At 35.7% G+C, this 25,619-nt stretch carries 23 protein-coding genes; 11 read left to right on the plus strand and 12 right to left on the minus strand.

Annotated elements, in window-relative coordinates:
• The first annotated feature begins 70 nt into the window (after positions 1-70).
• On the plus strand, positions 71-484 hold the full coding sequence (locus tag WBY99_RS01570; protein ID WP_423974589.1) for a DUF6146 family protein: 414 nt from the start codon (positions 71-73) through the stop codon (positions 482-484).
• A 123-nt stretch (positions 485-607) separates the two neighbouring features.
• Here WBY99_RS01570 and WBY99_RS01575 read toward each other — a convergent pair whose 3' ends face one another.
• Entirely contained in the window at positions 608-1,204 is a 597-nt protein-coding gene (locus tag WBY99_RS01575) for a superoxide dismutase (protein WP_423974590.1), read from the minus strand.
• Positions 1,205-1,408: 204 nt separating this feature from the next.
• Complete coding sequence (gene rho / locus WBY99_RS01580) at positions 1,409-3,283, minus strand: transcription termination factor Rho (RefSeq protein ID WP_423974591.1); 1,875 nt, start codon at positions 3,281-3,283, stop codon at positions 1,409-1,411.
• 153 nt (positions 3,284-3,436) lie between these two features.
• Between rho and WBY99_RS01585 the strand changes: the two genes are divergently transcribed.
• The 3 genes from WBY99_RS01585 (at position 3,437) to WBY99_RS01595 (ending at position 6,258) form a co-directional block, all read left to right on the plus strand.
• Complete coding sequence (locus tag WBY99_RS01585) at positions 3,437-3,826, plus strand: DUF4293 family protein (protein WP_423974592.1); 390 nt, start codon at positions 3,437-3,439, stop codon at positions 3,824-3,826.
• A 130-nt stretch (positions 3,827-3,956) separates the two neighbouring features.
• Positions 3,957-5,795, plus strand: a complete 1,839-nt coding sequence (locus WBY99_RS01590) for an ABC transporter ATP-binding protein (protein ID WP_423974593.1) — start codon at positions 3,957-3,959, stop codon at positions 5,793-5,795.
• On the plus strand, positions 5,788-6,258 hold the full coding sequence (locus tag WBY99_RS01595) for an energy transducer TonB (RefSeq protein ID WP_423974594.1): 471 nt from the start codon (positions 5,788-5,790) through the stop codon (positions 6,256-6,258). The genes WBY99_RS01590 and WBY99_RS01595 overlap by 8 nt, the downstream gene beginning before the upstream one ends.
• A 4-nt stretch (positions 6,259-6,262) precedes the next feature.
• On the opposite strand, the gene mutS is transcribed toward WBY99_RS01595, so the two are convergent.
• Positions 6,263-8,848 carry a DNA mismatch repair protein MutS gene (gene mutS, locus WBY99_RS01600; RefSeq protein ID WP_423974595.1) on the minus strand — a complete coding sequence of 862 codons (2,586 nt, stop codon included), beginning with the start codon at positions 8,846-8,848 and terminating at the stop codon, positions 6,263-6,265.
• A 73-nt stretch (positions 8,849-8,921) separates the two neighbouring features.
• Here mutS and WBY99_RS01605 point away from each other — a divergent pair, with 73 nt between their 5' ends.
• The gene (locus WBY99_RS01605; protein ID WP_423974596.1) at positions 8,922-9,458 is read left to right on the plus strand and encodes an RNA methyltransferase; all 537 of its coding nucleotides are present in this window, start codon (positions 8,922-8,924) and stop codon (positions 9,456-9,458) included.
• A gap of 62 nt (positions 9,459-9,520) precedes the next feature.
• Here the strand turns inward: WBY99_RS01605 and WBY99_RS01610 are convergent, their stop codons facing one another.
• The 5 genes from WBY99_RS01610 to WBY99_RS01630 are packed head-to-tail and all read right to left on the minus strand — an operon-like array spanning position 9,521 to position 16,407.
• Positions 9,521-10,045: a 2'-5' RNA ligase family protein gene (locus WBY99_RS01610; protein ID WP_423974597.1), complete on the minus strand. Its 525-nt coding sequence runs from the start codon at positions 10,043-10,045 to the stop codon at positions 9,521-9,523.
• A gap of 35 nt (positions 10,046-10,080) precedes the next feature.
• Positions 10,081-11,490 carry an efflux transporter outer membrane subunit gene (locus tag WBY99_RS01615; RefSeq protein WP_423974598.1) on the minus strand — a complete coding sequence of 470 codons (1,410 nt, stop codon included), beginning with the start codon at positions 11,488-11,490 and terminating at the stop codon, positions 10,081-10,083.
• A gap of 35 nt (positions 11,491-11,525) precedes the next feature.
• Positions 11,526-14,675, minus strand: a complete 3,150-nt coding sequence (locus WBY99_RS01620) for an efflux RND transporter permease subunit (RefSeq protein WP_423974599.1) — start codon at positions 14,673-14,675, stop codon at positions 11,526-11,528.
• 4 nt (positions 14,676-14,679) lie between these two features.
• Positions 14,680-15,909 (minus strand): efflux RND transporter periplasmic adaptor subunit, encoded by a 1,230-nt coding sequence (locus WBY99_RS01625; RefSeq protein WP_423974600.1) that lies wholly within the window; start codon positions 15,907-15,909, stop codon positions 14,680-14,682.
• A gap of 54 nt (positions 15,910-15,963) precedes the next feature.
• Positions 15,964-16,407, minus strand: coding sequence for a transcriptional regulator (locus WBY99_RS01630; protein WP_423974601.1), 444 nt, complete (start codon positions 16,405-16,407; stop codon positions 15,964-15,966).
• 149 nt (positions 16,408-16,556) lie between these two features.
• On the opposite strand from WBY99_RS01630, the gene WBY99_RS01635 reads away from it, so the two are divergent.
• Positions 16,557-16,880 (plus strand): translation initiation factor, encoded by a 324-nt coding sequence (locus WBY99_RS01635; protein ID WP_423974602.1) that lies wholly within the window; start codon positions 16,557-16,559, stop codon positions 16,878-16,880.
• 88 nt (positions 16,881-16,968) lie between these two features.
• On the plus strand, positions 16,969-17,823 hold the full coding sequence (locus tag WBY99_RS01640) for a nucleoside phosphorylase (protein ID WP_423974603.1): 855 nt from the start codon (positions 16,969-16,971) through the stop codon (positions 17,821-17,823).
• A 98-nt stretch (positions 17,824-17,921) separates the two neighbouring features.
• Here the strand turns inward: WBY99_RS01640 and WBY99_RS01645 are convergent, their stop codons facing one another.
• Positions 17,922-18,482 (minus strand): DNA-3-methyladenine glycosylase I, encoded by a 561-nt coding sequence (locus WBY99_RS01645; RefSeq protein ID WP_423974604.1) that lies wholly within the window; start codon positions 18,480-18,482, stop codon positions 17,922-17,924.
• Positions 18,483-18,678: 196 nt separating this feature from the next.
• Here WBY99_RS01645 and WBY99_RS01650 point away from each other — a divergent pair, with 196 nt between their 5' ends.
• Positions 18,679-18,978, plus strand: coding sequence for a hypothetical protein (locus tag WBY99_RS01650; RefSeq protein ID WP_423974605.1), 300 nt, complete (start codon positions 18,679-18,681; stop codon positions 18,976-18,978).
• Positions 18,979-19,075: 97 nt separating this feature from the next.
• Positions 19,076-19,885, plus strand: a complete 810-nt coding sequence (locus WBY99_RS01655; RefSeq protein ID WP_423974606.1) for an enoyl-ACP reductase FabI — start codon at positions 19,076-19,078, stop codon at positions 19,883-19,885.
• A 60-nt stretch (positions 19,886-19,945) separates the two neighbouring features.
• Here WBY99_RS01655 and WBY99_RS01660 read toward each other — a convergent pair whose 3' ends face one another.
• Positions 19,946-21,289 (minus strand): M28 family metallopeptidase, encoded by a 1,344-nt coding sequence (locus tag WBY99_RS01660; RefSeq protein ID WP_423974607.1) that lies wholly within the window; start codon positions 21,287-21,289, stop codon positions 19,946-19,948.
• The gene (locus WBY99_RS01665; protein ID WP_423974608.1) at positions 21,286-22,317 is read right to left on the minus strand and encodes a threonine aldolase family protein; all 1,032 of its coding nucleotides are present in this window, start codon (positions 22,315-22,317) and stop codon (positions 21,286-21,288) included. The genes WBY99_RS01660 and WBY99_RS01665 overlap by 4 nt, the downstream gene beginning before the upstream one ends.
• Positions 22,318-22,596: 279 nt before the next feature.
• Between WBY99_RS01665 and WBY99_RS01670 the strand changes: the two genes are divergently transcribed.
• Both WBY99_RS01670 and pruA read left to right on the plus strand, forming a co-directional pair.
• Complete coding sequence (locus tag WBY99_RS01670) at positions 22,597-23,250, plus strand: metal-dependent transcriptional regulator (RefSeq protein WP_423974609.1); 654 nt, start codon at positions 22,597-22,599, stop codon at positions 23,248-23,250.
• A gap of 84 nt (positions 23,251-23,334) precedes the next feature.
• Positions 23,335-24,960 (plus strand): L-glutamate gamma-semialdehyde dehydrogenase, encoded by a 1,626-nt coding sequence (gene pruA / locus WBY99_RS01675; protein WP_423974610.1) that lies wholly within the window; start codon positions 23,335-23,337, stop codon positions 24,958-24,960.
• Positions 24,961-25,308: 348 nt separating this feature from the next.
• On the opposite strand, the gene WBY99_RS01680 is transcribed toward pruA, so the two are convergent.
• The coding region (locus WBY99_RS01680) for a transposase (protein ID WP_423974611.1) at positions 25,309-25,619 on the minus strand (311 nt) is incomplete at its 5' end.

The following is a 25,619-nucleotide window of genomic DNA, read 5'->3' on the forward strand; positions in this document are numbered from 1 at the left end:
AAATAAAAAAAGCCGTTTTTCGAAACGGTTTTTTTGGCTACAAATTTGATGATCTAAAGAAAACAATCCAATGAAAAAACTAATATTTCTTCTCGGCTTTCTTGTACTTATTGCAAGTTGCTCCAGCCAGAATAATGTAGCACAGAAAAATAAAGATACTGCTCCAATTCAAGCACAGAAAAACGAAGATGGAGAGTATGACTTGGAAGTTCTCGACGGTCAATGGAACTATTTTATCAATGCAGTTGCCAAACCTATGAATATGTACTCAGAGAGTTATTTGAAGACCAAAAATCAATTTTTAGTCAGCGAGTGGAATTCCTACTATTTTTCTGGCAGATACAGAAACGTAATTGAGTCATCAATTGAATACGATCCCAATATTGATTACGGAATTAAATTTGAGTACAAGCTTTACCAAGTTTTTGCCTTTGTAAAATGGAAATACGGATTGAGACTGAGCGGATTAGGTGCAAGTGATTAACTAAAATAAAAATCGAAAAGAACGATTTAGTATTTAATATAGAATCACCCCCTCACTAAAAAACAATCAGAAAACAAAAAAAGTTCAGAGAAACCTGAACTTTTTTTATGGAATTGTTTCAATTTACTTATTGAAATTTTCTTCTACTTTATCCCAATTTACTACATCAAAAAATGCCGCAACATAATCTGGTCTCCTGTTTTGGTAATTCAAATAATAAGCATGTTCCCAAACATCAAGTCCTAAAACTGGAGTTCCTTGGCAATCTGCAACTGGCATCAATGGATTATCTTGGTTTGGTGAAGAACAAACCGCAACCGAACCGTCTGCTTTTTTACACAACCAAGCCCAACCAGAACCAAATCTTGTTTTCGCTGCATCGCCAAAATCAGTCTTGAATTTTTCGAAACCGCCGTAAGCTTCAATTGCTGCTTTCACGTTTCCAACTGGTTCTTTGCTTCCGCCTGGAGTTAAGATTTCCCAGAAAAGAGAGTGGTTAAAATGCCCACCACCATTATTTCTAACTGCAGGTTTATCAGTTCCTGTTTTACAGATTTCTTCAATAGATTTTCCTTCTAAATCAGTTCCTGCAATTGCTTTGTTTAAATTATCAATATATGCTTGATGATGTTTTGTATGGTGGATTTCCATTGTTCTTGCATCAATAGTTGGTTCTAGTGCGTCGTACGCATATCCTAATTTTGGTAATTCGAATGACATAATTTTATTGTATTAAATGTTAATAGTCAAATTTAATCATTAATTAGACTATTTCCAAAACAGAAAGATTGTTTTAGTAAATCTTTAACATTGCGAAAAAGAAAAACCGCTCAAACGAACGGTTTTTTTCTTTTTCAAAAAGTGAAGAGCTTATTTGAATTTTCGAGAAAAATCTCAAATCTTTTATCTTTTATCTTTTATCGATTATCGATTCATACTCATCAAAAACTCTTCATTATTCAAAGTATTTTTCATGCTTTTATTCACGAATTCCATGGCTTCAACGGGATTCATATCTGCTAAATATTTTCTTAAAATCCACATTCTTTGTTGCGTGGTTTCATCTAAAAGAAGATCATCTCTTCTCGTGCTGGAAGAAGTTAAATCGATGGCTGGATAAATTCTTTTGTTCGCAATTTTTCGGTCGAGTTGCAATTCCATATTTCCTGTTCCTTTGAATTCTTCAAAAATAACTTCGTCCATTTTAGAACCTGTATCAATCAATGCTGTAGCAATAATGGTTAAAGAACCGCCGCCTTCAATGTTTCTTGCCGCTCCAAAAAAACGTTTTGGTTTGTGCAACGCATTCGCATCAACTCCTCCAGAAAGAATTTTCCCAGAAGCTGGCGTTACCGTATTATAAGCTCTCGCCAAACGCGTCAATGAATCGAGAAGAATCACCACATCGTGGCCACATTCTACCATTCTTTGCGCTTTCGAAAGAACCAAATTCGCCACTTTTACATGTTTATCAGCTGGTTCATCAAACGTGGAAGCAATTACTTCAGCATTTACGCTTCTTTCCATATCGGTTACCTCTTCCGGTCTTTCGTCGATCAATAAAATCATCATGTACGCTTCCGGATGATTTGCCGAAATAGAATTCGCAATATCTTTCAACAACATTGTTTTACCGGTTTTCGGTTGCGCAACAATCATTGCACGTTGACCTTTCCCGATTGGCGTAAATAAATCAACAATTCTGGTAGATGGTGTTGAATTTTTTCCTGTTAAATTAAATTTCTCTTCTGGAAAAAGTGGAGTTAAAAATTCAAAAGCTACTCTATCCTTAATAAATTCAAGGTCTCTACCGTTAACTTCTGTCGGCTTTAATAAAGAAAAATATTTTTCTCCTTCTTTCGGCAATCTTACAATTCCTCGTACCGTATCCCCAGTTTTTAGAGCATAATTTCTAATCTGGTTCGTCGATACATAAACATCGTCCGGTGAAGAAATATAGGAAAAATCAGAAGATCGTAAGAAACCGTAATTATCAGGAAGTATTTCTAGTACCCCTTCAATGGTAACCATTCCATCAAAATTAAATTCTTTTTTGGCAGGCTCATCGTGAGAATCATTGCTCTGTTGATTTTTATTTTGGTTCGGGTTTTTATGCTGATTAGGATTCTTATGCTGGTGTTGCGGCTGTTTATTTTGATTTCCGTTTCCGTTACCAGATTGATTTGGATTGGAATTTTGGTTTGAATTCCCGTTTTGGTTTGGATTGCCGTTTCCATTACCTGTCTGGTTTGGATTGGAATTCTGATTTTTAGGTTGTTCAGGTTTGGCTTCTATGGGAGCCTCAGTTTCCGCCACAACTTCTTTTTCTGTATTTTCAGTTTCCGTTTTTGGTACTGCAACACGTTGTCTTTTTTTCTTTTGTTGATTCGGCGAGGCAGCTTTCGGCTGTTCATCTTCTGAACCTTCAGCGACCTTTTCCGCTTCAATTTTTACAGAATCTTCCTTTATTTCTGCAGAAGTATTCTTAGCAACTTCATTTGGAGTCTCTTTCTGAGTTTCGATAGAATCCTCTAAAGGCTTTTCTACTTTCTTTCTTGGAGTTGGTTTTTTAACTGCTGGCTTTTTCGGTGCCGCAATTTTTGATTCTTCTGTATTCACCGGAGTTTCGGTAGTATTGTAGTAATCTTTTACTACTTTTGTATTGGATGCTTGAAAATCCAAAATAGCGAAAATCTTATCGTTATCAGTGCTGTTCTTAGCAATTTTAACGCCCAGATCGCTTGTGATTTTAGTCAAATCCGAATCGGATTTTGACCTTAATGTTTCAATGTTGAACATAAATGTTACGCAAAAAGTATTTTATAAGTAATTGTAAGTAAGAAAGTTAGGTCGGGTGACTTTTCTTTTATAGATCATTTGTAGTGCAAATCTACGTTTATTTTTTAATTATGCAAAAAATTATTGTTATTTTTGTAGTCAGAATCGAATAATATGTTGCAGAGAATACAGACTGTATGGATGTTTTTGGCGATTATAGGCGCCATATTTTTATTTATCACAGGGCAAGACTTTCCCCTTTTTGGCCCCGTCCCTTTTATATCAATAGTATGTGTTGCGCTCGTATTATTTGGATTCATATCCATCTTAAGTTACAAAAACCGCAAAAGACAAATCTTGCTGAACCACATCAGCATTTTTATAAACGCTTTGTTGCTCGGTTTATTGGCGTATTGGCTACTCAATTTATCTGGAGGAATTGATTTTCCTGAGAAAGGTATTGAGCCGATTTTCCCGCTCTTATCGATAATATGTTTGTTTATTGCAAACCTATTTATACGAAAAGACGACAGGCTCGTAAAATCTGTAGACAGACTCCGCTAAACTCACAACGATTTTTTTTTGAGTGAAACAGTTCCTTTTTGGAGCTGTTTTTTTTATGAAAAATAACTCTGATTAATTTTTAAAAATAATCCAATTGAAATTGCTTATTTTTGTCACTTAATTCTACTGAATGAAACCATTACAACGTATTTTTTCCATTGCAAAGCCTCATCAAAGATACCTTTTCGGAAGTATTTTTTTCAATCTACTCTACTCAGTATTACAAATATTTTCTATCGTCACAATGCTTCCTATTCTGCGGATTTTATTCAAGCTGGATAAAGAAGTTGACACGAAAATCATTCCTGTTTATAGCGGAAAATTCGGAGATTATTTTGGGTATTTAAAAGATATGTCTTATTATAAAATCCAATTAAACATCAATGAATACGGTGCTATTCAGGTTTTAGCTGTACTTTGTGGTATTACCGCCGTTGCATTTTTGTTGCGAAATCTTTTCAGATATTTAGGGTCTTATCTTTTGGTGAATTATCGTGTAGGAATTACCAAAGATTTACGGACAGCGATGTATGATAAATTTTTGAAACTACCAGTTTCCTTTTTTACAGAACAGAGAAAAGGCGATATGATGTCGAGAATTTCTAATGATATTGGTGCAGTAGAAGGTGGAATTATGGGAAGTTTAGTCGATGTTTTGAATGCGCCTTTTATGATCATTGCTTCATTAATCACCTTATTTATACTTTCTCCGCAACTAACTTTGTTTTCACTTTTGGTATTTCCGGTGATGGGTTTGATCATTGCTTGGGTCGGAAAAAGTTTAAAAAGACAGGCAACTGCAGCACAAGAAGAATTGGGAAATCTTTTTTCTTTGGTTGATGAAACCTTGAAATCTTCGAAAGTCATCAAAATATTTAACGCAGATAAAATCCTGAAAAACAGATTTAATCTCACCACCGACAACTGGCAAAAATACGCCATCGGAATGAGTCGAAGAAGAGAACTCGCTTCACCAATGAGCGAATTTTTAGGTTCGGTCACGCTGTTAATTATCACTTGGTTCGCAGGTGTTGAAATCATCAACGGAACCAATAAAGATCCTGTAACTTTCCTTGCATTTATCGGAGTTTTCTTTCAAATCCTGGATCCTGCTAAAAAATTATCTAGTGCTTTTTCTTCTATTCAAGGCGGAATGGCGAGTTTGGATCGGGTTTCTGAAGTTTTAGATTACGATTTGAAAGTTGATGAAATTGAAAATCCAATTGCGATTTCTACTTTAAAATCTCAAATTGAATTCAAAAATATCGGTTTCTTTTATGATAAGGACAATGTTATTCTTAAGAACTTTAGTTTGACGATTCCAAAAGGAAAAACGATTGCGCTTGTTGGACAATCGGGTTCTGGAAAAACGACAATCGCCAATTTATTAGCCCGTTTTTATGATGTTTCTGAAGGCGAAATTTTGGTTGATGGCGAGAATGTGAAAGATTTAAAAGTACAAGATTACCGTCATCTTTTAGGAATGGTAACTCAGGAATCCGTCTTATTTAATGATTCTGTTTTCAATAATATTTTGATGGGAAAACCTGATGCAACAGAAGAAGAAGTAATCGCCGCTGCAAAAATTGCCAACGCACACGAATTTATCGATCATCTTCCGGAAAAATATTACACCAATATTGGCGACGACGGAAATAAATTGTCGGGCGGACAAAAACAAAGGGTTTCCATTGCAAGAGCAGTTTTGAAAAACCCACCGATTATGATTTTGGATGAAGCCACTTCCGCTTTGGATACCGAAAGCGAAAGATATGTTCAAGATGCTTTAGAAAAAATGATGGAAAACAGAACTTCCCTTGTCATCGCTCACCGACTTTCGACCATTCAAAAAGCAGATTGGATTGTGGTGATGGAACGCGGAATTATCGTAGAACAAGGAACGCATCAAGAATTATTTGATAAAAACGGAACTTATAGAAAACTCGTGGAGTTGCAAAATTTTGGATAAAAAAATTAAAGAAATATTTATGAAGAGAATAACTATATTATTAATACTCGCTTTTAGTGGTTTTGTTTTTGCACAGGAAAACTCACAAAAAAAATACGATATTACAAAACTTCCAAATTACAGTTACTTAAAAACTAAAATTGATTTAAGTAACATTGAAACTAATCCAGACACAATGCCTGAATTTCCTAATGGAATTAATGCTTTTAGAGATAAGTTCACAAAAAAAATTGACTTATTTAATGTAAAGTTTGAAAATAATCGAACATTAAAAACTCAGGTCTATTTCGTCGTAGAAAAGGATGGAAAAATAAATAATATTATTGCTATTGGAGATATTAAATATTCTGAAGCCGCTGAAAAAGCTGTAAAGAAAATTAAAGACATTTGGAAACCAGCAACTTTAAATGGTGAACCAGTTCGTTATCTTTTCAATTGGCCTTTACAATTAATGGATCACTAAATTCTCATTTACCAATCATCTTTTTAATCGAATTCAATTTCATCAACGCTTCAATCGGCGTTAAAGTATTGATGTCGATTTTCGTGAGTTCTTCCCGAATATTTTCCAAAACAGGATCGTCTAATTGAAAGAAAGAAAGTTGCATATTTTCGTCAGTAATCGCTTTTGCAGAATCTTTGGAACCGCTTTGCGAACGGCTTTTTTCTAAAGTTTTCAAAACTTCATTCGCTCGGTTCACCACTTTTGCGGGCATTCCTGCCAATTTCGCAACGTGAATCCCGAAACTGTGTTCGCTGCCGCCCGGAAGCAGTTTCCTCATGAAAATAATATTCCCTTTATTCTCCTGAATCGAAACGTGAAAGTTTTTAATTCTTTCAAAATTCACCGTCATTTCATTCAATTCATGATAATGCGTTGCAAACAAAGTTTTCGCTTGCGTCGGATGTTGATGCAGATATTCCGCAATCGCCCAAGCGATGGAAACTCCGTCGTAGGTTGATGTTCCTCGTCCGATTTCGTCTAAAAGGATCAAACTTCTTTCAGAAATATTATTGAGAATATTTGCCGCTTCATTCATTTCTACCATGAAAGTAGATTCGCCTGCCGAAATATTATCGGTTGCGCCAACTCGGGTGAAAATCTTATCTAAAACTCCGATCTCCGCATGTTTTGCAGGAACAAAACTTCCGATTTGAGCCATTAAACAAATAATCGCAGTTTGTCTTAAAATCGCAGATTTACCCGCCATATTCGGTCCGGTAACCATGATGATTTGCTGCGCATCTTTATCTAAAAACAAATCATTTGGAATATATTTTTCGCCTAAAGGCAAAGCGTTTTCGATGATTGGGTGGCGTGCTTCTTTCAAATCGATTTCAAAACTTTCATTCAAAACCGGTTTGGTATAACTCTCGGAAACAGCAAGTTCAGATAAACCAACACCGCAATCTAATTCTGCAATAATTTTTGAATTATCTTGAATTTGATCGATATAAATCATCACATTTTCGCAAACTTTTCTATATAATTGATGTTCGATTTTCGAAATTTTTTCTTCTGCGCCGAGAATTTGTTCTTCGTATTCTTTCAGCTCTTCGGTGATGTATCTCTCAGCATTCACCAGGGTTTGCTTGCGAATCCAATCTTCGGGAACTTTATCTTTATGCGAATTTCTAACTTCAATAAAATAGCCGAAAACATTATTAAAACTGATTTTCAAACTGGTAATTCCGGTTCGTTTAATTTCGCGGTCACACATTTCGTCGAGGAAATTTTTACCTTTATTTTGAAGTCCACGCAAATGATCGAGTTCTTCGGAAATCCCGGTTTTAATTACATTTCCTTTCGAAATATTGACAGGAAGTTCTTCATTCAAATAATTAATCAAATAATTAATGAGTTCTTCCAGATTATTCAATGGTTCCAACCAAGCCAAAACCTCATCAAAAGGATGAAGCAATTCTTTAATTTTCTTAATGTTGATCAAACTTTGACGAAGATAACCGAGTTCTTTCGGTGAGATTTTTTCTGACGCCAATTTGCCCATCAAACGATCTAAATCGGAAATCGTTTTTAATAATTGCAAAATCTCATATTTCAGATTTTCTTCTTTATTAAAAAACTCAATTAAACTCAATCTTCTGTTGATTTCGGCGACGGATTTTAAAGGCAAAATCAATCTTCTTCTGAGCAATCTTCCGCCCATCGGCGTTGACGTTTTATCGATAATATCGAGCAAAGATTTTCCTTGTGGATTACTTGGATAAACGATTTCTAAATTCCGCAACGTAAAATGATCCATCATTAAATAATCATCTTTCGGAATGGGTTTTATTTTTGTAATATGTTGTAGAAGTGCATGATGTGTATCTTCAACCAAATAAGCAAAGATGGCTCCGGCGGCAACAATTCCGAGTTTTAAATCATCAATTCCGAAACCTTTTAACGAATTAGTTTTGAAATGATTGGTGAGTTTTTCGTAGGCGTAATTGTATTGAAAAGCCCAATCTTCAAGTTTAAAAGAATTGCGGTTTTTCAGTTGAGAAGGCAATTCAGTCGTTCTTTGGTAAATAATTTCACTCGGATCGAAAGTTCCCACGATATGGAGCAATTGCTCCAAATTCCCTTCTGACACGAGAAACTCTCCAGTCGAAACATCTACCAAAGCCAATCCGTATTTTTCTTTTACTTTATGAATAGAAAGCAAAAAATTATTTTTCTTGGAAGTCAAAACCTGCTCGTTGAAGGTAACGCCGGGAGTTACCAATTCGGTCACGCCACGTTTTACAATTCCTTTCACGGTTTTTGGATCTTCTAATTGGTCGCAAATTGCAACGCGAAGTCTGGCTCGCACGAGTTTTGGCAAATAAGAATCCACGGAATGATGTGGAAAACCGGCAAGTTCGATATGACCTTCGCCGTTTGCTCTTTTGGTGAGAACAATTCCTAAAATCTGCGAAGCTCGAATGGCATCGGAACCGAAAGTTTCATAAAAATCCCCTACCCGGAACAACAAAAGTGCATCAGGATATTTCGCCTTGATGGTGTTGTACTGCATCATTAGAGGAGTTTCTTTCTTTTCTTTTGCCACAGCAATTATTTTTAAAATTATTTAACTTAAAACATTAAGATTGAAAAACCTTAATTTTGCCAAAAATACGAAAATGTCATCCACAAAGAAACTGAAACTCGAAGAATTAGGAAGAATAGATGTAGAAACCTTCAAACAAACCGAAAAAACACCATTGGTTGTGGTTTTAGATAATGTTCGGAGCATGCATAATGTTGGTGCGGTTTTCAGAACTGCGGATGCTTTCTTAATCGAAAAAGTGGTGTTGTGTGGAATTACGCCGCAACCACCACACCGCGAAATTCATAAAGCTGCATTAGGAGCAACAGAAAGTGTGGATTGGGTTTATGAAAAAGATATTTCCGAAGCTTTACAAAATTTAAAAAAAGAAAACTTCAAAATTATAGGCATCGAACAAACTTCCAATTCAGAAATTATTACGGATTATCCCATTAATAAAGACGAAAAATATGCTTTGGTTTTAGGAAATGAAGTGGACGGATTGAGTGATGAAGCCCTTTCTTATTACGACACCTTCCTCGAGATTCCACAGTTGGGAACGAAGCATTCTTTAAATGTTTCTGTATGTGGCGGAATTGTGATGTGGGAATTCTTTAAATATTTAAAATAAAAAATTGCCACGAATATACGAATGACTTTCAATTAAATTTAAAAACATTCGTGGCAGATAAATCAATTTAAATATTTGATTTTAAGAAGATTCCATTTTTTATTTTCATGTTTGAAAAGACAGATTTTATCTACTAAAAAAGAATCTTCGACCGTTTTTGTCTGGTATTCTTGCCAAGCTTTCTGAAAATTTTCTGGACTTAAATCTTTGTAGGCAACCGTAAGATGAGGATGGATTTTCGCGTAAGAATGAAACTTTATATTGGGCTGAACCTCATCGTACAAACTTTGAAGTTCGGTTGAATTTTCTGGTTTTATAAAAATAACCGGTTTTTCTTTGTTTGGGAAACACCCGAAATCTTTCAGAAATACCTCAAACGGAGTAGATTTCAGTTTCATTTCAGAAAAATTTTCTACCAAAATTTTTTCTTCATTTTCATCAAACCGAAAAGGTTTAATGATGGTGATATGAGGGAAATTTTCAAATGATTTTACAGAATTAAATCGTTTAGCAAAATCTTTACTAAAAATTCTGGCTTTCTGACGAAGTTCTTTGTGAGGAACAACTGCAATAAAATATAAACTCATTTGAAAATTTTCAATCCCTCTTTCACCTGAAAAAATTATCTCCAACCACCGCCAAGTGCTCGGTACAATTCAACTCCGGCATCTAATTTCGAATATTCAGCATTCGAGATATTGAGTTCTGCCGTCAATTGATTCACCGTTGCGTTGATAACTTCCAGATAATTTGCCATTCCGTAATTCACCAATTCCTGGGAATATCCTACTGAGTTTTGATAAGCATCTCTTTCTTTCTTTTTCAAATTAATGAAACCATCTTGTGATTCATAAATTTTCAAAGCATCAGAAACTTCTTTTCCGGCGGTTAAAACTGATCTTCTGAAATTCAGATAAGCAATTTCTTTGTTGGCTAAACTGATTTCATATTGCGTTTTGATCTGTCTTTTATTTAAAATTGGTTGTGCTAAACCTGCAACTACATTCGCAAAAAGTGAACTTGCGCTGAATAATTGATCAATATCTGCTGAAGCAATTCCTGCACTTCCTGTTAATCGCAAACTTGGATAAAACTGTGCTTTTGCGACGTTGGTCATTTCAAAAGCGTTCATCAAATTATATTCTGCGGCTTTCACATCGGGGCGGTTTTCCAATAAATTTGCGGGATAACCCAAAGCTAAACTTACTGGCATTTTCTGAGCAGAAATAGTACTTCTTTCGATTGCGTGTGAAGGTTCTGCCATCAATAAACTCATCGTATTTTCGAGCAAAGCAATCTGAACATCAATGTTGATGAGCAAAGATTCTGCATTGAAAACAAGTGCCTGACTTTGCTGAACAGCAACTTCGGTTAATGTTCCTGCTTCTTTCAAAGCTTTCGTTGTTTCGAGATTTTTATTTCTTAAAGCAATCGTTTCGTTGATGATTTTTTTCTGATCATCAAACGTTAACAATTGGTAATAGGCAGAGGCAACAGCTGCCACCAAATCACTTTTTATAGCTTGATGTGCTGAAACCGTTCCCAAATAACTCGCCAACTGGGCTTTTTGCTGGGCTTTTAATTTCCCCCAGATATCGGCTTCCCAACCAACATTCGCAGTAATATCAAACTGATTACCATAATTTCTTTGATTTAAAAGCTGACCAGATTGTGTATTCAAAGACTGCGTTTGAAAGGTATAATTGGGTCCTGCAGAAAGCGTGGGCAAATAGGCAGCTTTACTTTGTTTTAAATAAGAATCTGCCGCATTGATGTTTTGCAAAGCCACTCTTACATCTAAATTATTTGCTAAAGCTTTCTCGATATGCTTCTGCAAAACCGGATCGGTGAAAATTTCTTTCCACGAAACGGTCGCCATACTTATAGAATCTTTCGGCAACAAATCGGTACGGAAAAGATTTTCATTAATGGCTTCTTTCGGTCTTTCGTACTTCTGGCGACTCATACAAGAGGTCAGAACGACTGCTGAGAACAGAATCGAAAGTATTTTTATATTGAAATATTTATTCATTTTTTTAATTTTTCACAAAAGTTTTTGACTTTTAATTATTCGGAAAGATTAATATCCTCCTTTTTTAAAGGAACAACTTTCTCCTGAAGGTATTGGAAAATCACATATAATACAGGAATTGCAATCAATCCAAAGAAAGTCCCGATTAACAATCCCGAAGCAGCACCAGTCGCAATGGAACGGTTACCAACAGACCCAATTCCGGTTGCAAATACCAATGGAACCATCCCAAAGATAAAGGCAAATGAGGTCATTAAAATCGGACGTAACCTTGCTTTTGCAGCATTAATTGCAGACATGGCAATTGACTCACCGTGATGTCGCCGTTGTACAGCAAACTCTACAATCAAAATCGCATTCTTTGCCAATAATCCAATCAACATAATAATCGCTATTTGAAAATAAATATTATTCTCTAATCCAAAAATACGTTGCCCAAAAAAGGCACCTACAACCCCTAAAGGTAAGGAAAGAAGTACCGAAAATGGCAGAATATAACTTTCATATTGTGCAGCCAAAATGAAATACACAAAAAGGAAACTCAATAAAAACACAACGTAAGTTTGAGAACCCGCTTTCATTTCTTCTTTTGTTAGCCCTGTAAATTCTACATCATAGTTGGCTGGTAAATGTGCTGCTGCAACTTCTTGCACCGCCTTAATTGCATCACCAGTTGAATACCCCGGATTACTGGCTCCATTGATTGCTACCGACGTAAACAAGTTATAACGCTCCAAAGATTGTGGACCAAAACTTTTTTCCAAAGTTACAAACTGTGAAATAGGCGCCATAGCTCCTGAAGTTGTTTTCACGAAAATAGAATTTAAGTTTTCAGGCGATTTTCGATCCCCTGGTAAAGCTTGAATCATTACTCTAAACTGTTTCCCATATTTGGTAAAATCAGAAGAATAAATCCCACCAATATACCCTTGCATGGTGCTCAAAATACTGTTCAGTGAAACGCCACTTTCTTTTGCACGAGGAACATTAACTACCATCTCGTACTGCGGATAGTTGGTATTAAAGGATGTTGAGGCAAACTGAATTTCTGGTCTTTGCATCAATGCTCCAACAAAATCTTGAGTTACTTTATTCAATTCATTAATATCACCTCCTGATTTATCCAATAAAACAGTGGAGAAACCATCACTGCTCCCAAATCCTGGTACACTTGGTGGCGAGAAGAAAATAATCTTCGCATCTGGGTATTTCACTGTTAAACCAAAAAGTTTTTTAGTAATATCGTCGATGCTTTGACCATCTGCTTTTCCACGTTCTTTAAACGGTTTTAATTTAACGAAAGCTTGTCCAACGTTTGAACCTTGTCCCGACATAAATCCTCGACTCGAAGTAAATGTTACGTTTTGAACCCCTGGAATTTTTCTTGCTTCCTTTTGTAGATCTGATAAAACATTATAGGTTCTTTCCATCGAAGCACCTGGCGGCAACTGAATATCTGCAAAGAGAATCCCACGGTCTTCTTTTGGAATAAATCCTGTAGGCATCGTTGAATTTGCCCACCAGAAAGTAACACCACCAGCAGCGAAAATGATAAGTGTAACCCATTTATGCCTTAAAAGATAACTAAATGATTGTCCATATCTTTTGGTTCCTGCATTAAATCCTGCATTAAATTTGCTAAAGAATTTTTGCATCACATTCATGCTTTCATATTCTTTAGAATGATGTTTCGGTGGTTTCAAGAACATTGCACAAAGCACAGGGCTTAATGTTAATGCGTTGACCGCAGAAATTAAAATGGCAATAATTAAAGTAATCCCAAATTGCTGATAGAAAACTCCGGTAGGACCTTTTAAAAACGTTACTGGGATAAATACAGCCGCCATTACCAAAGTAATTGAAATAATCGCTCCTGTAATTTCGTCCATGGCTTCTACCGTTGCTTTTTTAGCATCAGAAATACCGCTTTCCATTTTTGCGTGAACGGCTTCCACGACGACAATGGCATCATCTACAACAATCCCAATGGCAAGAACCAACGCAAATAGCGTCAACAAGTTAATGGAATAGCCGAACAAATTCAGAAAGAAAAATGTCCCGACAATAGAAACAGGAACTGCAATTGCAGGAATTAAAGTAGATCTAAAATCCTGTAAGAAAAGGAAAACCACTAAAAACACCAATACAAAAGCCTCCATCAAAGTGGTAATTACTTTCGAAATAGAAGCTTCTAAAAATTCATTCGTATCAAAGTTTATACTGTAGCCAACTCCTTCCGGAAGGGTTTTCGCAGTTTCGGCAAGTAGGGCTTTAATATTGGTAATAATTTCTTGTGCATTGGAACCTGGCGTTTGGAAAATCCCCATACTGATGGAGCGTCGACCATTATTTTCACCGATTCCTGCATAAGATTGAGAGTCCAATTTAATTTCTGCGACATCCTTTAATCGAAGATATTCACCATTGCCCATTGCGCGAAGAATAATATTTTCGAATTCTTCAACTTCATTATATTTTCCTTTGTAGGTAATGATATACTGAAATGAACTTCCGCTATTTTCTCCTAACGCTCCTGCTGCTGCTTCTCTAGACTGCTCATTGATTGCTGCAGAAACTTCGGAAGGCTCCAAACCATACGCTGCCATTTTCGCAGGATCCAACCAAATTCTCATGGAATAATTTTTTCCACCAAAAACCTGAGCATCACCAACACCATTAACCCTTTTTAATTCAGGAATAATATTAATGTTCATGTAGTTCTGCAACCAAACCTCATCCAATTTAGGGTTAGCTGTATAGAAAGTCAAGAACATCAATGCACTCGTTTGCTGCTTGCTTACTTGAACTCCTGATCTGGTAACCTCTGAGGGAAGGAGCGGAATCGCACGTTGAACTTGATTCTGCACATTCACCGCAGCGATATCTGGATTGACTCCTTGTTTAAAGAAAATTTGAATGGAAGCGGAACCATTATTTCCGGCAGAAGAGGAAATATAATCCATCCCTTCTACTCCATTCACTTGTTCTTCAATCGGAATAATTACACTATTCATTACCGTTTGCGCATTGGCTCCGGTATAATTTGCTGAAATACGCACCGTTGGTGGTGCAATATCAGGATACTGTGTGACCGGCAAAGACACCAATCCAAGTATTCCCAAAACAACAATCATGATGGAAATTACCGTGGATAAAACCGGTCTGTTTATAAATTTTTTAATCATCTTTTTAGAAAATCGGCTTTATTGCATTTATGATATCATCGAATTTTTTCGGTTGTGGTTTTACAGGAGTACCAGACTTTAACGTCCCAACACCTTCTGCTACCACAATTTCTCCTTTTTCTGCACCATCTTTAATAATCACCATATTGTTTACACGATCAATGATATTAATAACATTACTTTTAGCAGTATCTTGTTTTACTTTGTAGATATACACCAAACCCTGTTGTTCGTAGGTCGCACTTTCCGGGAGAACCAAAGCGTTATCGTACGCCACTGGGATTCTAATCGTTCCACTGTTCCCGTTACTCAATAATTTATCTGGATTCGGGAAAGAAACTCTAAACTGAATACTTCCGGTCGCAGGATCAATTTGACCAGTTACCGCTTTCACATATCCCTTTTCTTTATACACATCACCATTTGCAAGTAACAATTCTACAGCAGGTAGATTTTTTAATTTTTCCGGAACATTACTACCAACCGAATTTTTTAGAAAATCCAGGTATTGTTTTTCGTTCATTGAAAAATACGCATATAATTCACTAGTATCAGAAACGGTTGAAATCGGCATCGGATCTCCGGGGCCAACCAAACTTCCATTACGGAAATTAATCTTCCCAATCACACCAGAAATCGGCGCCCGAATAATGGAATAATTAACATTCTCTTGAGCTCCCTTAAAGTTCGCTTGTGCCTGTGCAACTCCTGCACTCGCTTGCTGTTTTGAAGCAACCGCTTGTGCAACTTGTGCTTGTGCTCTCGCGAGATTTGCTTCTGCAGTTTGCAATTGAACACTACTAATAATATTTTTTTCTACCAGTGGGCGAAGCTTATTCACTTCTACCTGCGCTACACTTACTGCAGATTGCGCCGCTTTCACATTAGCATCAGAAGCAGCAACATTTGATTGCGCCGCGCCAACGCCTGCTTTTGCAGCATTCGCAGATTGACTTAAAGAATTGGTTTCTAACTTAAACAATGGCTGTCCTTTCGTAACATACTGTCCTTCATCTACTAAAACTTGGGTAATATAACCTTGCATTTTCGCACGAACATCATTATTTACCCTACCTTCAATACTTGCCGGAAATGTAGAATAACCAGTAACATTTCTATTTTCAACAGCAACAGTTGCTACCACTTTTGGACCCTGAGCAGGTCTCTCATCTTTCTTCTTGCAGGATAAAACCGACAAAACAGTGAAGGATAGTAAGATAATTTTATTTTTCATGAATTTTATTTTATAATTAAGCTTCATTTAAATCCCTTTAAATGAGTATGTTATTTAAATTTGATTAACCGTATTTTTTATACTAGAAATAATCTTATTGAAAAGATCATCGTAGATATTAAACTTTCGCAATGCATTTTCATCACTTGTGTTTCGGAAGTTTTTCAGCTTATTCAAAATCAATACCTCGCGTTCCATTCTTTCAATAATTTCTTCTAAACGAATTTTCATGTATTGTTCATTCATCACAAAAAACCGTTTTCTTTCGTCTATTTTATTAAAGTCGGTAATGATATTAAGATTCAAAAGCAAATTAAGATTGGAGGAAACCGAACTTTTACTGGCAGAAAAAACCTCAATAAATTGATCGAAATCAACTCCTTTTCTCTCAAAATCAAAAATCAAATAAGCATAAATTTTTGCAGCAAGTGGCGGTAAATGGAAAGCATCTCCATAAAAATTAACCATTTCACTAAAAATTTCTTTGTCGATTTTCATTATTAAATTTAAAAACGCAAAACTACAATTTAGTTCGGAACAAAACGAACCAAATGCTTGTTTTAACAAATATTTAGCATTGAAACAGATAATACTTAAAATGTCTTTTCATTAATTTATTCAAAAAATAAATTTCTTAATTTTGCTCAATGGATTTAAGAGATCAACTCAAAAATATGTTCCCTGATCACGAAGAACAGGATTTCGAAATGCCCGTAGAAAAATTCGTGCAGAAAGAACCACTCATATGCAAATTCGAGAAAAAAGGCAGACACGGCAAACCGGTAACTTTAGTTGAAGGTTTCGAAGGCAGCGATGACGACCTGAAAAAAATCTCAAAAAAAATAAAAACCACCTTGGGAATTGGCGGCTCCGAAAAAGACGGAATCATCATTATTCAGGGCGATAATCGCGATAAGATTATGACCATTTTAAAAGAAATGGGCTACAAAACCAAACGTGTTGGCGGATAATCTCAAATAAAGTTTCACCGAAACAAAAATTCTGCGTACCTTTAATTTCCTTTTTTCAAAAGGATTTTTTAATTCAAAAAAACAACTTATGCTTAATAAATTAGCAGCATCAGAATTGGTGCTTAATGACGACGGAAGCGTTTATCATTTAAACTTATTGCCCGAAGATATTGCCGGAAAAATAATGTTGGTTGGCGATCCCGACCGCGTTCCGAAGGTTTCAAAATATTTCGACAAGATCGAAATCAAAAAAAACAAAAGAGAATTTTATACCCACACCGGAACTTTACGTGGCGAAAGAATCACCGTAATGTCCACCGGAATTGGTACAGAAAACATCGACATCGTGATGAACGAACTCGATGCTTTGGTGAATATCGATCTGAAAAACAAAGAATTCACTTCCAATCACACCGCTTTGGAATTATTCCGAATGGGAACTTGTGGCAGCGTAAATCCTGATATTGAAGTAGATAATATGTTGGTGACAGAAAATGTTGTCGGACTTGATGGTTTGATGCATTTCTACCAAGATTATCAATTTGAAAACGAATTTTCGAAAAACTTTCTGGCAAAATTCCCGTACGAAAAAGTAAAACCGATGTTGTATTTTTCTGATTGGGCTTCAGAAATGGGCGAATATTATAAAGACGCAAAATACCGTGGAAACACCGCAACTTTCCCAGGTTTTTACGCACCACAAGGAAGACAATTGCGATTGAAAGCTTTAGACGATAAATTCTTGGAAACCTTAAATGATTTGGGCGTTACCAATTTCGAGATGGAAACTTCTGCGATTTACGCACTTTCAAAATTATTGGGACACAAAGCAATTACCGTGAATTCTGTTATTGCAAACAGAAGAAGAGGTGAGTTTTCAGCCGATCATCACGCATCAGAAAAAAACATGATTGAGTGGGTTTTGGATCGGATTATAAAATAATGTAGCAATTTATCAATTTAAAAATGTAACAATTATTATCTATTCATTTTATTTCTTTATCAAGTTAATGATTGATAAATTGTTACATTTTTATATTACTAGATTTTCCTGCAATGACAATCCACCACATGATCATTCACCATTCCCGTCGCCTGCATGTGCGCATAAACCACGGTTGAACCTAAAAATTTGAATCCCCGCTTCTTTAAATCTTTTGCCAAAGCATCGGAAATTTCGGTCGTAGCAGGAACGTCCTGTAAAGTTTTCGGGTGATTGACAATGGGTTTTCCACCCACAAAATTCCAGATGTAATTTGAAAAAGTCCCGAACTCTTTTTGTACTTCCTGGAATCTTTGAGCATTATTAATCGTTGCCAAAATCTTTAATCTATTTCTTATAATTCCGGCATTATTCATTAACTCTTCTACTTTGTCCTCAGAATACTTTGCGATTTTTTTATAATTAAAGTTCTCAAATGCTTCTGTGAAATTTTCTCTTTTTTTCAATATAGTGTACCAGGAAAGTCCAGCCTGAAAACTTTCTAAGACGAGAAATTCAAAAATAGTCTCATCATCGTAAACAGGTTTGCCCCATTCTTCATCGTGATATTTCCTGTATAAATCATCTTTCTCACACCAAGCACATCGCACTATTTCCATTTGTTAAACTTTGCCTCAAAAATAGAAAACAAATGTTTGAAATCGACAATATCAAATAAATTATCCCAAAATTTTAAGAAAACTTTAAACTATGTTTAACATACAGTTGGGCTTTTTAGGAATGAAACTTGCACGTTGATGTATTATCAAATTAAATTTTTTCAATCAATCAATATTAACTTTAAAATTTATACCGATGGATAGACAAGATTATAATAAAGCAGAAGATGCAGTAGAAAAAGCTAAATGGACAGTAAACGATTACGCTGATAAAGCCAAAGATTACATTCGCGAACAAAAAGAAAAAAATGCAGAGCCTACTCACGAAGGTTGGCTGGAAAGAGCAAAAGGAAATGTTGCAGACGCTTGGCATGATACTAAAGATGCCGTTTCTAGCGCTTGGGAGAAGACCAAAGACATTGCAGATGATGCTTGGGACAAAACCAAAGATACTGCGGAAGATGCAAAAGCAGCAGTAAAAAAAACAGATAACTAATCTGCTAAAACACTATATAAAGAACTGTATTCAATACGGTTCTTTTTTTTAACCGTTAAACAATAAAAATTTTTTAAATTTGTCTAAAATTAAGAATATGTCATACGGATTACTAAAAGGTAAGAAAGGAATTATTTTTGGAGCCTTAAATGATCAATCGATTGCATGGAAAGTTGCAGAAAGATGTCATGAAGAAGGAGCAGAATTTATTCTTTCGAACGCACCAATCGCCATGAGAATGGGTGAAATAGACGAACTAGCAAAAAAAACTGGCTCAGATGTTATTCCTGCAGATGCAACATCAATGGAGGATTTAGAAAAACTTTTTGCTCATGCTCAAGAAAAATACGGTAAAATAGATTTTATAATGCATTCCATCGGAATGTCCGTTAATATTAGAAAAGGAAAAACTTATACCGATCTTAATTACGATTTCCTCGAAAAAGGTTGGGACGTTTCCTCCGTTTCTTTCCATAAAGTAATGAAAACCGCTTGGGACAAAGATATCATGAACGAATGGGGTTCTATTTTGGCCTTAACGTATATCGCCGCACAACGAGTATTCCCGAATTACGGTGATATGGCAGACAACAAATCTTATCTTGAAAGTATTGCAAGAAGTTTCGGATATTACTGGGGCGACAGAAAAGTTCGGGTAAACACCATTTCACAATCTCCGGTGATGACTAAAGCTGGTGCAGGCGTAAAAGGAATCAGCGGCTTTTTTAATTTCGCAGATGATATGTCTCCATTAGGAAATGCTGATGCATTGGATTGTGCGAACTATTGTGTGAGTCTTTTTTCAGACCTCACCAGAAAAGTGACGATGCAAAACCTTTTCCACGATGGTGGTTTCAGCAAAACTGGAGTTTCACAAAAAATTGTAGATAAATTTGAAGATTTATAATAACTAAGTTTTTAGTTAAAATATAAATTCCGTCTCGTTCATTAATGAGACGGAATTTTTTCATCTGGATACTTTCGGAATTACTGGCAGACTTGGATTTCCTGTTGCAGAAATACTTTGTACCGAAAATAGGTAGTTATCTTTGGAAAGTGGAATCGTGTAAGAGGTTGCTGTAGTGAAGATTTTATGAGTCCAATTGGATTTATCTGTTTCCCTGTACAAAATATTATATCCTTTAACTTTTCCTGAACTTGGCTTTTCCCAACTCAGTTTTGTAGAATTCGAAAGTTCTTTCACATCCATCAAAACATTAACTGGCTGCGGAGTTGACTTCGCCAAACTTGCCAAAACTGCAACATTTACCGCAGTATTGGTTTTTAGATAATCGAAATCCATGAACTCAATCAAATCCCCGTATTTCTTATTATTCTCTGTTCTGATATCCTGATGTTGGTGATCGTAATTTTCATAGTAATCTGTTAATCGCACCGCAGTAAATCCGTTGTTAACAAATGGGGTATGATCGCCGCCACGAAGAAAACGGTCATTTCTGTAAATTAATTTGATGTCGATATTCTTCACGTATTGCTCTCCTATTTCTTTCACATATCTTGCAAGTTGACGAGCATTGCCATCATTTTCCATACCAAAATTCCGAATCTTGGCGGCTGATTTTTCAGTTTCAAAAGCGGGCAAACCTTCACTGAAAACTCTTAGTTTTGGAGTTCCATCATTTTTGGGAGCATCAAAACTATTGTTGCCAATCATATCATTATTCAAAACCGCTTCAACTTGCCAATGTTCTGCCTTTGCTTTATCTGCTAACATTTTTGCACCCAAAAGCCCCTGCTCTTCACCACTTACCGCAACAAATAAAATGGTCATCGGAAATTTTGATTTGCTCAAAACTCTTGCAGATTCAATAACCGCAGCAACACCGCTTCCATCGTCATTTGCACCTGGCGCAAAATCAGCAGAATTCAACACGTCAGAAACTCGGGAATCGAGATGCCCAGAAATAATAACAATTCTTTTGTCCGTCGGATCTGTTCCTTTCAACAGAGCAATTGCATTTCCAAGATTGGTTATTTTATTGATTCGTTTTCCATCGGGTTGCAAATCTTCATTTTGGAGGAAAACTTCCATTCTTCCACCGGAATTTTTGGCGTAACTTCTAAACTTTGATAACACCCAATTTCTCGCGGCACCGATTCCTTTCTCTTGATCTGTTATAGAACTCATCGTGTGGCGGGTTCCGAAACTGACCAATTTTTCAATATTCAATCTAAGTGAATCTTTATTAACATTTTTTACATATTCAGAAATTTCAGGATCCTTTTCCTGTTTCTGTGCGTTGATAAACACGGAGAGCAATACACTCAAAAAAAAGACTGCTTTTTTCATTTTAAATTTTTTACTTCGGTGATGAATTTTTCTACAATCTCATTTGTTGTTGCCCAAGAAGTAATTAAACGAATAGCCGATTTCTGTTCATCTAATTTCTTCCAAACATAAAAATCGAAATTAGCAGAAAGCTGGTCGATTTGATTTTGGTTTAAAATTGGAAAAATCTGATTGGTAAAAGTCTCACACAAAAATTCACAACCAATTTGAATAAACGCTTCCTTAATTTTCATGGCCTGTTGGTTTGCATTTTTCGCCAAATCAAAATACAAATCATCTTTCAACAATTCCTGAAACTGAATTCCCAGCAAACGGCCTTTTGCGAGCATTGCTCCTTTCTGTTTTAAATGAAAACCAAATTCTTCCTGTAAATTTTCATTATTAATGATAATTGCTTCACCTATTAACGCTCCATTTTTAGTGCCGCCCAAATAAAAAGCGTCGGTATATTTACCGAAATCTTCTAAAGTCAAATCATTGGTTTCGGCAGTTAAAGCATGTCCTAACCGTGCTCCGTCAACAAATAAATAGAGGTTTCTTTCTTGGCAGAATTGGTATAAATCAATCAATTCCTTTTTGGAATAAATCGTCCCCAACTCTGTTGAGTTCGAAATATAAACCATTTTCTGCTTAACCTGATGCGGTTTATTTTGGTGAACATCAATCAGTTGCTGAATATCAACGGGTCGAATTTTTCCATCTTTATTTTCAATTCCGTGTACTTTATGTCCAGTTGCTTCAATTGCTCCACTTTCATTGGTGAAAATGTGTCCCGTTGAAGCGGAAACTACACTTTCATGCGGTCTTAAAAAAGCAGAAATCACAATTAAGTTCGCTTGGGTTCCGCCAGAAACCAAAAAAACTTTCGCCTTAGGATTATTCATTTTCTGTTGAATAATACGCTCTGCGTTTACTGAATAATCATCGAGTCCATAGCCATTTTGCTGCGTTAGGTTGGATTGCATCAGCGCTTCTAAAACGAGAGAATGAGCACCTTCGGCGTAATCATTTTTAAAAGAATATTTCATGGATTAAATTTAGAAAAAAAAGGGTGAAAATTACGATACAAAAAGGGTGAAAAAACCTATAATTTTTAATTTTTTTAATTCATCTTTGTATCACAAAACTAGCAAAATATAAAACTAATAACCATTTTTTTTAACATCAAGTTTTATGAGTTGAACTTTCATTCAAAATTTTCTAAAACAGATGTAAATTTTTCTTCTTCTATTTTTATTTAAATCAAAGCGTGTAATTTTTTACACGCTTTAATTTTGTTAGATTTGCACTACAATCAATCTAACTTTATGATTTCACTTACTGAAGAGAATTACCTTAAAGCCATATTTCATTTAAGAAATGACGACAACACTGTGACTGTAAATGAGCTAAGCAAGTTTTTAAATGTAAAAATGCCTAGTGTTAATAATATGATGAAGAAGTTTGCTCAAAAAAACTGGGTCATTTATGAAATCTATAAACCTTTAAAAATAACAGAAGAAGGAAATAAGCAAGCGGCATTAATTGTGAGAAAACATCGACTTACCGAAATGTTTTTGGTTGAAAAAATGAATTTTGGTTGGGAAAATGTACATGAAATTGCCGAACAATTAGAACACGTACATTCAGATATTCTTTTCGATAAAATGGATGAAATTCTACAATACCCAAAATTTGATCCCCACGGCGAACCAATCCCTGATAAAGAAGGAAACATTATCGCATTAGATTTACAGAAATTAAGCAGTTGCAGAATTGGTGATCAAATTATTTTTAGTTCCGTGACGGTTTCTGACGACGAATTTCTAAACTACCTCAACAGCAAAGAATTGGAATTAGGTAAAAAATTACAGATTTTAGAAATCGAGAAATACGACCAATCGATGACGATTTTAAAAGAAGATCAAATAAAAATTACACTCAGTAAAATGGTTTGCGACAAAATATTGGTCAAACACTAAAATCGGTAAAGTCCCTATTTTTTGGAACATTAATCTAATTCACTTAACTTTGTAACATTCATTAAATCAATAAAAAATAAAAATATGTCAAAAGCAATTTCGCAAGTTCCGTTCGCAATAAACGAGCCGGTAAGAACTTATGAACCAGGTTCTGATGAGGTAAAATCCCTTATTTCCACTTACAAAAAAATGTGGAATGAGAAATATGAAATTCCAATGATTATCAATGGAAAAGAAGTAAAAAGCGATAATAAAGTTGCCATTAGTTCGCCACAGGATCACCAACACGACCTTGGTTTTTATTACAAAGGAACCATGGAAAATGTTGATGAAGCCATCAGTACCGCACTTGCTGCCAAAGAAAAATGGAACAATTTAGGTTGGGAACAACGCGCTGCAATTTTCTTGAAAGCTGCGGACTTAGTTGCTGGTCCGTACCGAGATCGTTTAAATGCTGCAACGATGATTGCACAAAGTAAAAATGTTCATCAAGCAGAAATTGACGCTGCTTGTGAATTCATCGATTTCTTGCGTTTCAATGTAGAATTCATGACTGAAATGTACAGCGAACAACCCGTTTCCGATGCTGGAATTTGGAACAGATCCGAATACCGTCCGTTGGAAGGTTTTTGTTTTGCAGTAACTCCTTTTAACTTTACCGCAATTTCCGGAAATTTGCCGACTTGTATGGCAATGATGGGAAATGTAGTGGTTTGGAAACCTTCAGATAAACAAATTCTTTCTGCAAAAGTATTGATGGATGTCTTTATGGAAGCAGGTTTGCCAGCTGGAGTTATCAATATGATTTTTACCGATGGAAAAGAAACCGCAGAAAAAGTAATGTCGCACCCAGATTTTGCAGGATTGCATTTCACAGGTTCTACCAAAGTTTTCCAAGGAATGTGGAAAATGATCGGAAATAATATCGATTTATTTAAAACCTATCCAAGAATTGTAGGCGAAACTGGTGGAAAAGATTTCGTGGTGGCTCATTCTTCGGCAAATGTAGAAGCGGTTGCAACAGGTTTGGTTCGTGGCGCTTTCGAATATCAAGGACAGAAATGTTCGGCAGCTTCCAGAGCTTATATTCCAAAATCGATTTGGAATGAGGTGAAAAATGTGATGGAATCTCAGTTGAAAACCATTAAAATGGGAAGTCCGGAAGATCCTTCAAACTTCATCAATGCGGTAATCGATAAAAATTCTTTCGAGAAATGCAAAGGTTATATCGAAAGAGCTGAAAATTCAACGGAAGCTTCGGTAATTTTCGGTGGAAAATGCGACGATTCAAAAGGTTGGTTTGTAGAACCTACCGTGATTTTAACAACCAACCCAAAATACGAATCGGTTTGCGAAGAAATCTTCGGCCCTATTCTTTCCATTTATGTTTATGAAGACAAGGACTGGGCAGAAACTTTGAAATTGGTAGATGAAACTTCGCCTTATTCTTTAACAGGAGCTGTTTTCGCACAAGATCGTTATGCGATTGCTGAAGCTTACAAAGCTTTGGAAAACGCTTCGGGGAATTTCTACATCAACGATAAGCCAACCGGCGCAGTTGTTGGACAACAACCTTTTGGAGGAGCGAGAGCTTCTGGAACCAATGATAAAGCTGGTTCTAAAATGAATTTGATGCGTTGGGTTTCTGTGAGAAGCATCAAAGAAACTTTTGTTTCCCCTAAAGATTATAAATATCCTTATTTGGGATAAACATCTTATTCCTTTTTAATTAAAGAAAAAACAATCCGTCTCGTATCATTTCGAGACGGATTTATTTTTTAGCACCTTTTTAAATTTCATAAAAATTAATTTTCTCCAGCCTTACTTCACTAAGCTCACTATAAAAAAGGTAGTAATTTTGATGAAATCCCCAATGAGATCGCTTCTCTGAAGCTCAATTCCACCCTATGAAATTTTTCTACCAATAGTTCGTCGCTCCGCGACTTTTCATCTCATTTTAAACAATTGTTTTTCATTCATTTAAAGGTTTTTTAATAAAAAAATAGGTTTTAGAAAATTTAAATAGGTTCTTAATTTCTATATTGTTTTAGAGCCTGTTTAAATTTTATTCAATAAAAATTTTATGGTGGATAATTTGACCATATTTTCAGAGGTTTCCATTATGAGTTCATAATTCCTACATAATCTTCTGTCATTATCAAACCATGAAAATGTACGTTCAATAATCCATCTTTTGGAAATGGGCTGAAAACCAGTTTTCTTCTCATCACTTCTCATTACAACATTAATGAGGTAACCAAAGCGGTTTTTTACTTGTTCTATAACTTCTCCTCTATAGCCTCCGTCTGCAAGGATCACCTTTATCGGAGTTAAAAAATAAGCCAAAGTTCTCATTAATAATTCTGCAG

The organism is Kaistella sp. (assembly GCF_049588135.1).
In the GTDB taxonomy this organism is placed as follows: Bacteria; Bacteroidota; Bacteroidia; order Flavobacteriales; family Weeksellaceae; genus Kaistella.